Source organism: Rugamonas brunnea, assembly GCF_014042345.1.
GTDB classification, from domain to species: Bacteria; Pseudomonadota; Gammaproteobacteria; order Burkholderiales; family Burkholderiaceae_D; genus Rugamonas; species Rugamonas brunnea.
In genome coordinates this window covers 287,300-301,368 of sequence record NZ_JACEZT010000001.1, presented here as the reverse complement: position 1 = coordinate 301,368, position 14,069 = coordinate 287,300, and the positions used below count along the sequence as shown (strand labels likewise).

Below are 14,069 nucleotides of genomic sequence, written 5' to 3'. Positions count from 1 at the left end.
GTGTGCTCTTGTCGGTGTTGTCAGGTCACGGCGTCGCGCTTGGCGTGCACGTCGTAGGCTTGCCGGTCCAGGATGTCGCGCAGGATCTCGACCGCGTCCCACACGTCGGCAAAGCTGGTGTACAGCGGCGTGAAGCCGAAGCGCATGATGGCCGGTTCGCGGTAGTCGCCGATCACGCCACGCGCGATCAGGGCCGCCATCACGGCATAGCCATGCGGATGGCTGAAGCTGACCTGGCTGCCGCGCAGCGCGTGGGCGCGCGGCGTCACCAGAGCCAGCGGGTGGGCGGCGCAGCGCTGTTCCACCAGGGCGATGAACAGGTCGGTCAGGGCCAGCGATTTGGCGCGGATGGCGTCCATCGTCGTCTGCGCGAACACGTCCAGGCCGCATTCGACCATGGCCAGCGACACCACGGGCTGGGTGCCGCACAGCGCGCGGCCGATGCCGTCCGTGGCGGTGAAGTGGGGCGTCATCGCGAACGGCGCCGCGTGGCCCCACCAGCCCGACAGCGGTTGCCGGAAGCGGGCCTGGTGCCGCGCGGGCACCCAGATGAAGGCCGGCGCGCCGGGGCCGCCGTTCAGGTATTTATAGGTGCAGCCGACGGCCAGGTCGGCGCCGCCCGCGTGCAGGTCGACGGGCACGGCGCCGGCCGAGTGGGCCAGGTCCCACACGATCAGGGCGCCGCGCGCATGGGCCAGTGTGCTGGTGGCGGCCATGTCGTGCTGGTAGCCGGTGCGGTAGTTGACGTGGGTGAGCAGGACCACGGCCGTCTCATCGTCGATGGCCTGGGGCAGTTCGTCCACCGCGTCCACCAGCCGCACCGTGTAGCCGCGCGCCAGCCACGCCGACAAGCCTTCGGCCATATAAATATCAGTAGGGAAGTTGCTGCGCTCGGTGACGATCACGCGGCGCGCCGCCCGTTGCGGATCGTCGGCCTGCATCTGCAGGGCGGCGGCCAGCGCCTTGAACAGGTTGACTGAGGTGGTGTCGGTGATCACCACCTCGCCGGCGGCGGCGCCGATCAGCGGGGCCAGCCGGTCGCCCAAGCGGCGCGGCAGGTCGAACCAGCCGGCCGTGTTCCAGCTGCGGATCAGGTCGTGCCCCCATTCCTGGGCGATCACGTGCTGGGCGCGGGCCAGGGCCGCCTTCGGACGGGCGCCCAGGGAGTTGCCATCCAGATAAATCACGCCTTGCGGCAAATCGAACTGGTCGCGCAGGGCGGCGAGCGGATCACGCGCGTCGCGTTCCTGACAGTCTATGCGAGTTGTCATTCAGTAGCTTTCTTCGGGTAGAGGAAATACTTGAGGCCTCAACATTTGGGGCCTGAGCCGCGAGTGTAGCAATTTTTTATGTGTTTTAGCCAAAAAAACGGCCCGCGCGGGCCGTTCGCCGGATCGCCGGATGGCCCGCAAACCCGCATGGATGCTGGCTTTGCGGCCGGTCGCGAAACTTTTTTCAAAAATTTTCAAAAAAATTCAAAAAAACCCTAAAGTTCCCGAAAACGCTGCCGTTACCAGTTTCAAGAAGCGGCTGAAAAGGTGCTTCGGCCGGAGTCGGCAGGGCAGATGTAAAAAATCGAAAAATTTTCAAATTTTTTTCGTCCAGACCCTAAAGTTCCTGAAAAGGCTGCCGTAACCGGGTTAGATGTGGCAAAAAAGCGTCGTCGTAACGAACTATTTTGATGCTTAGGACAGGATGTTGTTGAAGCTTCCCGACCGCTTGAAACCCGCGCCGCAAGGGCGTAGGACACCGATCTGCGAGTGTTTGTAAGAAAAACACCGACAGGTCGCACCCGCTATTTCCCGACGAAAAATACAGAGGGTTGCCTCTACTCGGTTTTTTGTTGCTCCCGCAGAATGTATCTCACTGGAAACGCAATTGTGTTCCGCGCTGAAGATAACGGATCGAGGAGAAGGAAATGACTGCTAACGATATGATGGCCGAAATTCGCGACGCTAACCTGAGCTACCTGATGCTGGCCCAGCAAATGATTCGTGCGGACAAGGTGACGGCCATCTTCCGCCTGGGTATCGCCGCCGAGATCGCCGACCTGATCGAGGGCATGAGCAACGCCCAGATCCTCAAGCTCGCTGGCGGCAACATGATGCTGGCCCGCTTCCGCTTCGACGACAGCGCCATCCTGTCCATGCTCACCAGCCACAACAAGGACCGCGCCCTGGCCCAGTCGCACGCTGCCATCCTGATGGCCGGCCAGCCGGTGGAAGAAATCGTTTAAGATTCTGTCTTTCATACCAGCAATAACCGGCAACAGCGAGGAGAGCACATCATGGCCACGAAAAGTGTCGTATCGGAAGCCCAGGAGATCCAGCTTGCGATCGAACTGATCCAGCTTGGCGCGCGCCTGCAGTTGCTCGAATCGGAAGTGTCGCTGTCGCGCGAGCGCCTGCTCAAGCTGTACAAGGAATTGAAAGGGGTGTCGCCGCCCAAGGGCATGCTGCCGTTCTCGACGGACTGGTTCCTCACCTGGCAGCCGAACATCCATTCTTCGCTGTTCATTAATATCTACAAGTTTCTGGTCGACCATGCTGGCGCCACCGGCATCGAAGCCATCATGAAGGCCTACAAGCTGTACCTGGAGCAGATGCCGCCGGAACCGGGCCAGGAACCGCTGCTGTCGCTGACCCGCGCCTGGACCCTGGTGCGCTTCTTCGGCAGCAAAATGCTGGAACTGGCGCCCTGCGGCAAGTGCAAGGGCCAGTTCATCGTCGACAGCATGGACTTGAACGGCAGCTACGTCTGCGGCCTGTGTCACATGCCTTCGCGCGCCGGCAAGACCAAGAAATCCCGCGATTCCGACACCCTGGCCGCGTGACCCCGCGCCAGACTGTGCCCGCAACCGGGCGGGGCAGGGCGTGAGCCGGCCCGATCGTCCAGCCTCCCGCCGCGGCTCCGCCGCCGCGCCGACCGGGCAGCGCCGCCTGCTGCGCGCGCCCGCCGTGCAAGCCTTGCTGATCCAGTGCGGGGCGGTGCTGCCTACGCTGTTCCTCGTTTACCTGCTCGCCACCTTGCGCCTGCCCGTCACGCTGCTGACGGTGGCCTTGCTGCAGGGCGCGCTGGCGGCCCTCGTCACCTACAAGCTGGAACTGGCGCCGTGGTGGCGTCCCATCCAGTTCCTGTTTCCCGTCGCCTTGCTGGGCGCCAGCGCGCTGCGCCTGCCGCCATCGCTGTTCCTGGGCGGCTTCCTGTTCCTGCTGGTGTTGTACTGGTCGACGTTCCGCACCCAGGTGCCGTACTACCCGTCGCGCCTGGCCGTGTGGCAGGCGGTCGAGCAATTGCTGCCGGCCGGGGCGGTGCGCATGATCGACATCGGCAGCGGCCTCGGCGGACTGGTGCTGTACCTGGCGCGCCGCCGTCCCGATGCCGATTGCGTCGGCATCGAACTGGCGCCGCTGCCCTGGGCTGTGAGCGCCGTGCGGGCCAGGCTGGCGGGCAGTGCGGCCCGCTTCCTGCGCGGTGATTATGAATTACTTGATTTCGCTCAATTCGATCTCGTGTTCGCCTACCTGTCGCCGGCCGCCATGGATGGCTTGTGGCGCAAGGCGTCAGCGGAAATGCGGCCTGGCACCGTTTTACTCAGTTATGAGTTCGCCATCGTCGCCCGCGCGCCCGACCGCACCCTCGCTCCCGTCGAGGGCGGTCCACCCCTGTACGCATGGTACTTTTAAGCATCATTTGGCGTTATTTACTTGCCGGGTCGCCTTTCTCACGTTATTGTAGTTCCACGTATAAATTTGATGAATTCAGAGGGCGGATGAACTTACATTCTGTCCCTCTTCGCGCATCCGGCGTCCATGTTCACCATAGTGACGGAGCCGGGTGTGGCGGCGCAGCATAATGAGGGGAGTCAGCGCACTTGTTAGTCATAATCGGATATATCGTAGTCTGCGCTGGCGTGTTCGGCGGTTTTGCGCTCAATGGCGGTCACCTGGCCGCGCTGCTGCAGCCGCTGGAACTGGTGATGATTGGCGGCGGGGCGCTGGGCGCCTTCCTGGTCGGTAACAACGGCAAGGCCATCAAGGCCACGCTGGCCGCGCTGCCGACCCTGCTCAAGGGTTCGCGCTACACCAAGGACCTCTACATGGAACTGATGTCGCTGCTGTTCGACATCCTGTCCAAGGTCCGCAAGGAAGGCTTGATGTCGATCGAAGGCGATATTGATTCGCCGCATGAGAGCCCCTTGTTCAACAAGTATCCTGGCGTGCTGCATGACCACCACATCATCGAGTTCATGTCCGACTACCTGCGCCTGATGGTGTCGGGCAATATGGATGCGTTCCAGATCGAGAACCTGATGGACAACGAGATCGAGACCCACCACCATGAGGGCATGGTGCCGGCGCACGCGCTGGCCAAGCTGGGCGACGGCATGCCGGCGTTCGGTATCGTGGCGGCCGTGATGGGCGTGGTGCACACGATGGAATCGGTGGGCATCCCGCCGGCCGAGCTCGGTATCCTGATCGCGCACGCGCTGGTCGGCACCTTCCTCGGTATTCTGCTCGCCTACGGTTTCGTCGGTCCGCTGGCCAGCCTGCTGGAACAGAAGCTGGAGGAATCGACCAAGATGTTCCAGTGCGTGAAGGTCACCCTGCTGGCCAGCCTGAACGGTTATGCGCCCGCGCTGGCCGTGGAATTCGGCCGCAAGGTGCTGTACTCGACGGAGCGTCCGACCTTCGCCGAGTTAGAGGACCATATCAAGAAATCGAAGTCCAAGTAAGTCCGGTCGCACGGTATGATCTCAGGTATGAAGCACATCACAAGGACTGGACATGGCTGAAGAGGGCTTGCGGCCAATTATCGTCAAGCGCATCAAGAAGAGCGGCGGCGGTCACCACGGCGGCGCGTGGAAGATCGCGTACGCCGACTTCGTGACGGCCATGATGGCCTTCTTCCTGCTGATGTGGCTGCTCGGCTCGACCACCAAGGGCGACCTGAACGGCATCTCCGAATACTTCAAGACCCCGCTCAAGGTGGCCATGCAGGGCGGCGCCGGCAGCGGCGACAGCTCGTCCGTCATCCCCGGCGGCGGCAAGGACTTGACGCGCAAGGAAGGCCAGGTCAAGGCCACCGACGATCCCGCCATCAAGAAAACCTACAACCTGTCGGCCGCCAAGCAGGCGCTCGAACACGAGGAAACCGTGCGCCTGCAGGCGCTCAAGGAAAAGATCGAGGCCAAGATCTCGTCCGATCCGCTGCTCAACAAATACAAGAACCAGCTGCTGCTCGACCTCACCAGCGAAGGCTTGCGGATCCAGATCGTCGACGAGAAGAACCGCCCCATGTTCGCGCTGGCCAAGGCCGAGCTGGAGCCGTACGCGCGCGACATCCTGTACGAGATCGGCTTCGTGCTGAACGACGTGCCCAACAAGATCGGCCTGTCCGGTCACACGGACGCCACCCCCTACATGAGCACGGCCGGCTACAGCAACTGGGAATTGTCGGCCGACCGCGCCAACGCCTCGCGCCGGGCGCTGGTGGCCGGCGGCATGAACGAGAACAAGATCCTGCGCGTGGTGGGCCTGGCCTCGGCCGCCTACCTGGACAAGCAAGACCCGTTCAACCCCATCAACCGCCGGATCAGCATCATTGTGATGAACAAGAAGACGGAAGAAAATGTGATGCGCGACAGCGCCAAAATCGATGTCGGCACCGCCGAACCTGCAACCAGGGCGGCGGCCGCCGCGGCCGGCAAATGAAGCCGGCGCGGCGCGCGGAAGGATGAGCAGGAGAATGAGACTGTTATGACCAGAAAAAAAATATTGGGCTCCCATGTGAAGCGCCTGTTGTCGGGCGTGTCCGACCATGGCCGGCGCCACCTGACGGAAGTGGAGACCGACCTGATCCAGACCGGCCTGCTGCTGGAGGAAGCGATCGAGAAGCTGACCTTCAACTTCATGGCCATCCACCAGGCCGTGGAGGCCGAGCAGGACACCATCAAGCTGCTGCTGGCCGGCGGCACCCCCACGGCCGAGCAGAAAGCCAGGCTGGAGGAGTTGCACGCGCAGGTGGGCAACCACGTGAACGCGGCCATCACCAGCATGCAGTTCCAGGACATGACGAGCCAGCTGATCGACCGCACGCTCAAGCGCGTGACCGGCTTGCGCGAATTCCTCGGCACGCTGGGCGCGCATGGCGCCGAGATGCTGCCCGAGAGCGACAACGAGGAGATCGTCGCCTTGTTGGGCAAGGTCAGCATGGCGCTGGCGATACAGAGTCTGGAACTGCGCAGCGTGCTGCGCAAGGCGGTCAGTCAAAAACACCTGGAGAGCGGCGACATCGAGCTGTTCTAGCCCGGTCCGGCGCGTGATCGATTTAAAAAAGAGGGGCCCGTCCCCGGAATTGAAGAGTGAGAGCAAAGATGGCTAAAACAATACTTGCAGTTGATGATTCCAGTTCCCTGCGCCAGATGGTGGCCTTCAGCCTCAAGGCTGCCGGCTACCAGGTGGTGGAGGCGGTCGATGGCCAGGACGGTCTGGAAAAAGCCAAGCTGCAAACCGTGGACCTGGTGCTGACCGACCAGAACATGCCGCGCATGGACGGCCTGCAACTGATCAAGCTGCTGCGTGAGCTGCCCGCTTACCAGAAGGTGCCTATCCTGATGCTGACCACGGAATCGTCCGACGAAATGAAGTCCAAGGGGCGCGCCGCGGGCGCCAATGGCTGGCTGGTCAAGCCATTCGACCCGCAGCGCCTGATCGAGGTTGTGAAAAAGGTCATCGGCTGATGAAGCGAGTGCACTGATGCAAAGCGAACTTCACGGAGTCTCACCATGACCATCGATATTAGCCAGTTTTTCCAGGTCTTCTTCGATGAGGCCGAGGAACTGCTGGCTGAAATGGAGCGGCTGCTGCTGGCCGTGGACATCGACGCACCCGACGCCGAGGACCTGAACGCGATCTTCCGCACCGCCCATTCCGTCAAGGGCGGCGCCTCCACGTTCGGCGTGACTGACATGACGGAAGTGACCCACATCCTGGAGACGCTGCTCGACCGCGTGCGCAAGGGCGAGATGGCGCTCACCTCCGAGCACGTGGACGCCTTCCTGGCCGCCAAGGACATCCTCAAGATGCAACTGGACGGCCACCGCCACGGCGCCGAGGTGGACCAGGACGCCGTGGCCGACGTGCGCATGATGCTGCAATCGCTGTCGCAGGACGCGCCGGTGGCCGCGCTGGCCCACATCGCGCCTTCGTTCCACAACAGCGCGCCCGACGCGGCCGCCGTGGACCACAGCGGCGGACGCCGCTACCGGCTGGAACTGCCGGCCATGGCGCACCGTGAAGTGACGGCGCTGGGTGCGGAGCTGGGCTTGATGGGCCACGTGGCCATCACCCCGCTCGACCATGACCGCAACGCCATGGTGGTCACCACCCACGAGAGCCTGGACGACATCATCGCCATCTGTTCGTTCGTGCTCAATCCGGACCAGATGGTGGTTACGGAGCTGCCGGCCTTGACGCCCGAGCAGGCCAGCCTGGAGCAGGCCGAGCGGGCCAAAACGGAGGACGCGCTGGGCTACGGTTTCTTCGACCCGGTCGACCTGACCCCGGCCGCGCCGGCGCCTGCGGGGCAGGGCCAGGGCTACGGCTTCTTCCAGCCGCTCGAGGAGATCCGCGCCGCCGCCGCCGAAGGGGCGGACGACGCGCGCGGCTATGGCTTCTTCCAGCCGCTCGAACAGATCCGCACCGCCGCCGGCCTGCCGCCGGAAGCGGCGCCCGTGGTGGCGGCCCAGCCGCACCACGACGAGCACGAGAAAAAGCCCGGCAAGAAGGAGGAGAAGGCCGCCTCCGCCCCGGGCGCCGAGTCGTCCTCGATCCGCGTGTCGATCGAGAAGGTTGACCAGCTGATCAACCTGGTGGGCGAACTGGTGATCACCCAGGCCATGATCGAGCAGCGCGTGGACACGCTGGACCCGATGGTGCACGAGCGCCTGCTCAACAGCGTCAGCCAGCTCACGCGCAACACCCGCGACCTGCAGGAAGCGGTGATGTCGATCCGCATGATGCCGATGGACTTCGTGTTCTCGCGCTTCCCGCGCATGGTGCGCGACCTGGCGGCCAAGCTGGGCAAGAAAGTCGATTTCATCACCAACGGCGCGGCCACCGAACTGGACAAGGGCCTGATCGAACGCATTGTCGACCCGCTCACCCACCTGGTGCGCAACAGCATCGACCACGGCATCGAGATGCCCGACGTGCGGCGCGCAGCCGGCAAGGCCGACGCCGGCCGGCTGTTCCTGTCGGCCAGCCACCAGGGCGGCAACATCATCATCGAAGTGTCGGACGACGGCGGCGGCCTGAACCGCGAGAAGATCCTGGCCAAGGCCATGCAGAACGGCCTGCCCGTGAGCGACGCCATGGCCGACGCCGACGTCTGGCAGCTGATCTTCGCGCCCGGCTTCTCCACCGCCGAACAGGTGACGGACGTGTCCGGCCGCGGGGTCGGCATGGACGTCGTCAAGCGCAACATCACGGCCATGGGCGGGGTGGTCGACATCCGCTCGGCCAAGGGCTATGGCACCACCATCTCGATCTCGCTGCCGCTCACGCTGGCGATCCTGGACGGCATGTCGATCCGGGTCGGCGAGGAAGTCTACATCCTGCCGCTGGGCTTCGTGATCGAATCGCTGCAGCCGGCGCCGGAAGACGTCAAGGAGATCAGCGGCAAGGGCAAGGTGGTCAAGGTGCGCGGCGAATACCTGCCGCTGGTGCCGCTGTACCAGATGTTCGACATCACGCCGCGCTACACCTGCCCGTCCGAGGGCATCGTCGTCATCATCGAGACCGAAGGGCGCAAGGCGGGCCTGTTCATCGACGACCTGGTGGGGCAGCAGCAGGTGGTGGTCAAGAACCTGGAATCGAATTATCGCAAGGTGGCCGGCATTTCCGGCGCCACCATCCTGGGCGACGGCGGCGTGTCGCTGATCCTCGATGTGGCGGCCTTGATACGCTCGTCGCGCCAACTGGCCGACGAATCGATCTTTTCATGAATTCTTTGACATATAAATAGGGACGCATCATGGCGGAAGCGCTTACCATAGGAGCAAAAGAGATCGCCGGCCACGAATTCCTGGCTTTCACGCTGGGCAAGGAGGAGTACGGCATCGACATCCTGAAGGTGCAGGAGATCCGCGGCTACGAGGCCGTGACCCGGATCGCCAACGCACCGGAATTCATCAAGGGTGTGATTAATCTGCGCGGCATCATCATTCCGGTAGTGGACATGCGCATCAAGTTCAACCTGGGCACCCCGGTCTACGACCAATTTACCGTGGTGATCATCCTGAACATCGGCGGACGTATCGTCGGCATGGTGGTCGATTCGGTGTCGGACGTGACGACGTTGACGCCGGAGCAGGTCAAACCGGCGCCCGAAATGGGGACCGCGTTCAGCACCGAGTACATGATCGGGCTGGGCACGATCGACGAGCGCATGCTGATCCTGGTGGACATCGATAAATTGATGGCCAGCCCGGAGATGGGATTGATCGAGTCGCTGGCCGCCTGAGGCCGGTGCACAGGCGCCGCGCAAGCGGCAACAGAAACAAGGCCGTCGACGCTCCGCAGAGAGCTGGAGTACGGCACCGCGCCCCAGCGCAGCGGGGCGCACAAAAATGAGCAGGCACAAGGGGAGAACTGAAATGAATTTACGCGACGTTAAGATTGGGTCCCGGTTGATGGCTGGTTTCGGCGTCATCCTGCTGATCCTGGTGGCCATGGTGTTGTCGGCCAACTTCCTCAACTACAGCAACAAGGCCAAGCTGACCAAGGGCTTGCAGCTGTCGACCGCCAAGAGCCTGCAGGCGGCCATCATGAAGAGCTCGATGCTGGAGACCGGCATCGCGATGCGCAACATCGGCCTGCAGTCGGACGTGAGCCTGATGCAGAAAGAGGAAGCGAAGGTCAAGGACCAGCGCAAGGTGTATGAGACGGCCATCGGCCAGCTCAAGAGCCTGGGCCTGACGGATGCCGAAAAGAAGATCCTGGGCGACATCGCCACGCTGGACGCCGACACCGACGCCGCCTTCAAGGAAGCCATCGGCCAGGTGCTGGCCTTTAACAGCGAGGGCGCGGCCAAGGTGATCGCCAGCCGCATCGACCCGCTGAACCAGCAGACGCTGGCCCTGTTGAACAAGGTGGTCGACATCCAGCAGGCCGCCGCCAAGGAAGTGATGGACAGTTCCGTCTCGGCCGACACCCAGCTGATGTTCATGCTGTTCGGCCTGGGCGCCGTGGCCGTGGCGCTGGGCGTGACCTGCGCGCTGATCATCACCCGTTCCATCACCGTGCCGCTGTCGGGTGCCGTGGCCGTGGCCCAGAAAGTGGCCGCCGGCGAACTGACCTCGCAGGTGACGGTGGAAGGCAAGGATGAAACCAGCGCGCTGCTGCAGGCGCTCAAGGACATGAACGAAAGCCTGGTCAAGACCGTGGGCGAAGTGCGCGCCGGCACCGAGACCATCACCGTGGCCTCGCAGGAAATCGCCTCGGGCAACGCCGACCTGTCCTCGCGCACGGAAGCGCAGGCCAGCTCGCTGGAGGAAACGGCCAGCTCGATGGAGGAACTGACCTCCACCGTGAAGCAGAACGCGGACAACGCACGCCAGGCCAACCAGCTGGCCGTGTCGGCCTCGTCGGTGGCGGAGAAGGGCGGCACCGTGGTGTCGCAGGTGGTCGACACCATGGGTTCGATCAAGGAATCGTCGCGCAAGATCTTCGACATCATCGGCGTGATCGACGGCATCGCCTTCCAGACCAACATTCTGGCCCTGAACGCGGCCGTGGAAGCGGCCCGCGCGGGCGAGCAGGGCCGCGGCTTCGCCGTGGTGGCGTCCGAGGTGCGCAACCTGGCCCAGCGCTCGGCCGGCGCCGCCAAGGAGATCAAGGAACTGATCGGCGACTCGGTGAACAAGGTCGATGCCGGCAGCAAACTGGTGGACGAGGCTGGCCAGACCATGGACCTGATCGTCACCTCGATCAAGCAGGTGGCCGACATCATGGGCGAAATCACGGCCGCCACCCAGGAGCAGAGCAACGGCATCGAGGAAGTGAACCAGGCCATCACCCAGATGGACGAGATGACGCAGCAGAACGCGGCCCTAGTGGAGCAAGCCGCCGCCGCCGCCGAGAGCATGCAGGAGCAGGCCCACAACCTGGCCGAAGCGGTCAGCATCTTCAAGCTGTCGCATGAGGACCAGGCCCGTCGTCCGGCCGTGGCCGTGCGCGCGCCGGCGCCGGCCATGGCCGCGCCCGCACCGCGTCCCACCGTGGCTGCGGCCCCGGTGCGTCCCGCTGTCACGGCCCGTCCGGCCGCCCCCAAGAAGCTGGCCGCCTCGGCGCCTGGCGACGACTGGGAAGAGTTTTAAGCCAGGCCGGCTACCGGCATAGCAGGTCAGGCATTGTTGCAGGATTCAGTGAAGGGTAAAACAAATGCCGAATGGTAAAGACACCGTCAAGGAGTTTGATTTCAACGCCAGGGACTTTGAACGGGTCCGTGGCCTGATCTACAAACGGGCCGGCATCTCGCTGGCCGACAGCAAGCAGGAGATGGTGTACAGCCGGCTGGCGCGGCGTTTGCGCGCCACCGGCATCGACAGTTTCGGCAAATACCTGGACGACCTGGAAGCGGGCCGCCTGGGCGAGGAGTGGGAAGCGTTCACCAATGCGCTGACCACCAACCTGACGTCGTTCTTCCGCGAGGCCCACCACTTCCCGCTGCTGGCCGAGCATGTCAAGCACCTGCAGGGGCCGATCACCATCTGGTGCTCGGCCAGTTCCACCGGCGAGGAACCGTATTCGATCGCCATGACCATGTGCGAGGCGTTCAACACGCTCACGCCGCCGTGCCAGATCATCGCCACCGACATCGACACCAACGTGCTGGCCACGGGCGCCAACGGCGTCTACAGCATGGACCGCATCGAGAAAATGTCGCCCGAGCGCCAGCGCCGCTTCTTCCTCAAGGGGAAGGGGGAGCGCGAAGGCCTGGTGCGGGTGCGGCCCGAGCTGCGCCAGCTGATCACCTTCAAGCAGCTCAATCTGCTGGCCGACAGCTGGCCCATCACCGGGCCGTTCGACGTGATCTTCTGCCGCAACGTGATGATCTACTTCGACAAGGCCACCCAGCGCAAGATCCTGTCGCGCTTCGTGCCCCTGATGAAACCGCATGCGCTGCTGTTCGCGGGCCACTCGGAGAATTTCCTCTACGTGTCGGACTCGCTGAAACTGCGCGGCAAGACCGTGTACGAGCTCGATACCCAGCACCAGGGCGCGGTGCACAAGGTCGCGGCCCACCGCGCGTGAGACTAGAACATGGACCTCGAACAATTTGCCACGAACGTCTACTACGATAGAACGTTCGACTGCGACGCCGCCAAGATCCTGCCCGGCGAGTACTACTACACCAACAAGGACATGCTGATCGTGACCGTGCTCGGCTCGTGCGTGTCGGCCTGCATCCGCGACCGCACCACCGGGCTGGGCGGCATGAACCACTTCATGCTGCCCGACGGCGGCGGCGACGGCAGCCCCGTGTCGGCCTCGGCCCGCTACGGCACCTACGCCATGGAAGTGCTGATCAACGACCTGCTCAAGGCCGGCGCCAAGCGCGAGAACCTGGAAGCGAAGGTATTCGGCGGCGGCGCCGTGCTCAAGGGCTTCACGGCCATCAACGTGGGCGAGCGCAACGCCGCCTTCGTGCTCAACTTCCTCAAGGTCGAGCGCATCCGCGTGGTGGCCGAGGACCTCAACGACATCCACCCGCGCAAGGTGTATTTCTTCCCCCGCACCGGCAAGGTGCTGGTCAAGAAGCTGATGCAGACCCACAACGATACGCTGGCGCGGCGCGAGATCGAGTACGCCAGCCGCCTCAAGGTGGCGCCGGTGGCCGGTGCCATCGATCTGTTCTGATCTGTTCTGATAAGAAGAGGGCGACAAGCCCGGAAAGACGTGTATGAAGATCAAAGTCCTGATCGTCGATGACTCTGCGCTGATCCGCAAGGTCATGACGGAAATTATCAACAGCCAGCCCGACATGGAAGTGGTGGCAGCGGCCCCCGACCCCCTGGTGGCGCGCGAGTTGATCAAGCAGACCAATCCCGACGTCCTGACCCTGGACGTGGAGATGCCCAAGATGGACGGCCTCGACTTCCTGGAAAAGCTGATGCGCCTGCGCCCCATGCCGGTGGTGATGGTGTCGTCGCTGACCGAGCGCGGCTCCGAGATCACCATGCGCGCGCTGGAACTGGGCGCTGTCGATTTCGTCACCAAGCCCAAGATCTCGATCCAGGCCGGCATGCGCGAATACACGGAGCTGATCACGGACAAGATCCGGGCCGCCTCCAAGGCGCGCGTGCGGGCCCGCACCTTGCCCCAGCCGGGCGCGGACGGCCATGCGCCGCTGCCGCAGTTGCGCAATCCGCTCACCTCGTCGGAAAAGCTGATCATCATCGGCGCGTCGACCGGCGGCACGGAAGCGATCCGCGAATTCCTGATGCAGATGCCGTCCGACTGCCCCGGCATCCTGATCACCCAGCACATGCCCGAAGGCTTCACGCGCTCGTTCGCCAAGCGGCTCGATTCGCTGTGCAAGATCTCGGTGCAGGAGGCGGCCGGCAACGAACGCGTGCTGCCAGGCCACGCCTACATCGCGCCCGGCCATTCGCACCTGCTGCTGACCCGCAGCGGCGCCAACTACATGACCAGGATCGAGCAGAGCGAACCGGTGAACCGCCACCGCCCCTCGGTGGACGTGCTGTTCCGCTCGGCCGCCCAGTGCGCGGGCAAGAACGCGGTCGGCGTGATCCTGACGGGCATGGGCAAGGATGGTGCGCAGGGCATGCTGGAGATGAAAACGGCCGGCGCGTATAATTTTGCGCAGGACGAGGCCAGTTGCGTGGTGTTCGGCATGCCGCGCGAAGCGATCGCGATCGGCGCCGCGCACGAGGTGGGCGCACTGCAGGCGCTGCCCGGCATGGTGCTCGGTTACCTGGCGGCCCATGGTATGCGCGCCCTGCGCGTGTAATCCGTGCAAGGATGACGTTTTACTGCTACTTT

At 63.7% G+C, this 14,069-nt stretch carries 14 protein-coding genes; 13 read left to right on the top strand and 1 reads right to left on the bottom strand.

Going from position 1 to position 14,069, the window contains the following annotated elements:
- Window positions 1-20: 20 nt before the first annotated feature.
- Window positions 21-1,271, bottom strand: a complete 1,251-nt coding sequence (gene kynU, locus H3H37_RS01400; RefSeq protein ID WP_182159317.1) for a kynureninase — start codon at window positions 1,269-1,271, stop codon at window positions 21-23.
- A gap of 647 nt (window positions 1,272-1,918) precedes the next feature.
- Here kynU and flhD point away from each other — a divergent pair.
- The 13 genes from flhD (at window position 1,919) to H3H37_RS01335 (ending at window position 14,037) form a co-directional block, all read left to right on the top strand.
- Complete coding sequence (flhD, locus tag H3H37_RS01395) at window positions 1,919-2,236, top strand: flagellar transcriptional regulator FlhD (RefSeq protein ID WP_182159314.1); 318 nt, start codon at window positions 1,919-1,921, stop codon at window positions 2,234-2,236.
- A 51-nt stretch (window positions 2,237-2,287) separates the two neighbouring features.
- On the top strand, window positions 2,288-2,833 hold the full coding sequence (gene flhC / locus H3H37_RS01390; protein ID WP_182159311.1) for a flagellar transcriptional regulator FlhC: 546 nt from the start codon (window positions 2,288-2,290) through the stop codon (window positions 2,831-2,833).
- Between the two features lie 40 nt (window positions 2,834-2,873).
- Window positions 2,874-3,686, top strand: a complete 813-nt coding sequence (locus H3H37_RS01385; protein WP_375539972.1) for a class I SAM-dependent methyltransferase — start codon at window positions 2,874-2,876, stop codon at window positions 3,684-3,686.
- Between the two features lie 188 nt (window positions 3,687-3,874).
- Window positions 3,875-4,735, top strand: a complete 861-nt coding sequence (gene motA, locus H3H37_RS01380) for a flagellar motor stator protein MotA (RefSeq protein WP_182159308.1) — start codon at window positions 3,875-3,877, stop codon at window positions 4,733-4,735.
- A 52-nt stretch (window positions 4,736-4,787) separates the two neighbouring features.
- On the top strand, window positions 4,788-5,714 hold the full coding sequence (gene motB / locus H3H37_RS01375) for a flagellar motor protein MotB (protein ID WP_182159305.1): 927 nt from the start codon (window positions 4,788-4,790) through the stop codon (window positions 5,712-5,714).
- 45 nt (window positions 5,715-5,759) lie between these two features.
- The gene (locus H3H37_RS01370) at window positions 5,760-6,308 is read left to right on the top strand and encodes a chemotaxis protein (RefSeq protein ID WP_182159302.1); all 549 of its coding nucleotides are present in this window, start codon (window positions 5,760-5,762) and stop codon (window positions 6,306-6,308) included.
- A gap of 68 nt (window positions 6,309-6,376) precedes the next feature.
- Entirely contained in the window at window positions 6,377-6,742 is a 366-nt protein-coding gene (locus tag H3H37_RS01365) for a response regulator (RefSeq protein WP_182152942.1), read from the top strand.
- Window positions 6,743-6,787: 45 nt separating this feature from the next.
- Window positions 6,788-9,007, top strand: coding sequence for a chemotaxis protein CheA (cheA, locus tag H3H37_RS01360; protein ID WP_182159300.1), 2,220 nt, complete (start codon window positions 6,788-6,790; stop codon window positions 9,005-9,007).
- A 29-nt stretch (window positions 9,008-9,036) separates the two neighbouring features.
- Entirely contained in the window at window positions 9,037-9,525 is a 489-nt protein-coding gene (locus H3H37_RS01355) for a chemotaxis protein CheW (RefSeq protein WP_182159298.1), read from the top strand.
- Between the two features lie 133 nt (window positions 9,526-9,658).
- Entirely contained in the window at window positions 9,659-11,380 is a 1,722-nt protein-coding gene (locus H3H37_RS01350) for a methyl-accepting chemotaxis protein (RefSeq protein WP_182159295.1), read from the top strand.
- A gap of 64 nt (window positions 11,381-11,444) precedes the next feature.
- Complete coding sequence (locus H3H37_RS01345) at window positions 11,445-12,317, top strand: CheR family methyltransferase (protein WP_182159292.1); 873 nt, start codon at window positions 11,445-11,447, stop codon at window positions 12,315-12,317.
- Between the two features lie 9 nt (window positions 12,318-12,326).
- Window positions 12,327-12,923 carry a chemoreceptor glutamine deamidase CheD gene (gene cheD / locus H3H37_RS01340; RefSeq protein ID WP_182159289.1) on the top strand — a complete coding sequence of 199 codons (597 nt, stop codon included), beginning with the start codon at window positions 12,327-12,329 and terminating at the stop codon, window positions 12,921-12,923.
- Window positions 12,924-12,966: 43 nt separating this feature from the next.
- The gene (locus H3H37_RS01335; RefSeq protein WP_182159287.1) at window positions 12,967-14,037 is read left to right on the top strand and encodes a protein-glutamate methylesterase/protein-glutamine glutaminase; all 1,071 of its coding nucleotides are present in this window, start codon (window positions 12,967-12,969) and stop codon (window positions 14,035-14,037) included.
- The last annotated feature ends 32 nt before the right edge of the window (window positions 14,038-14,069 follow it).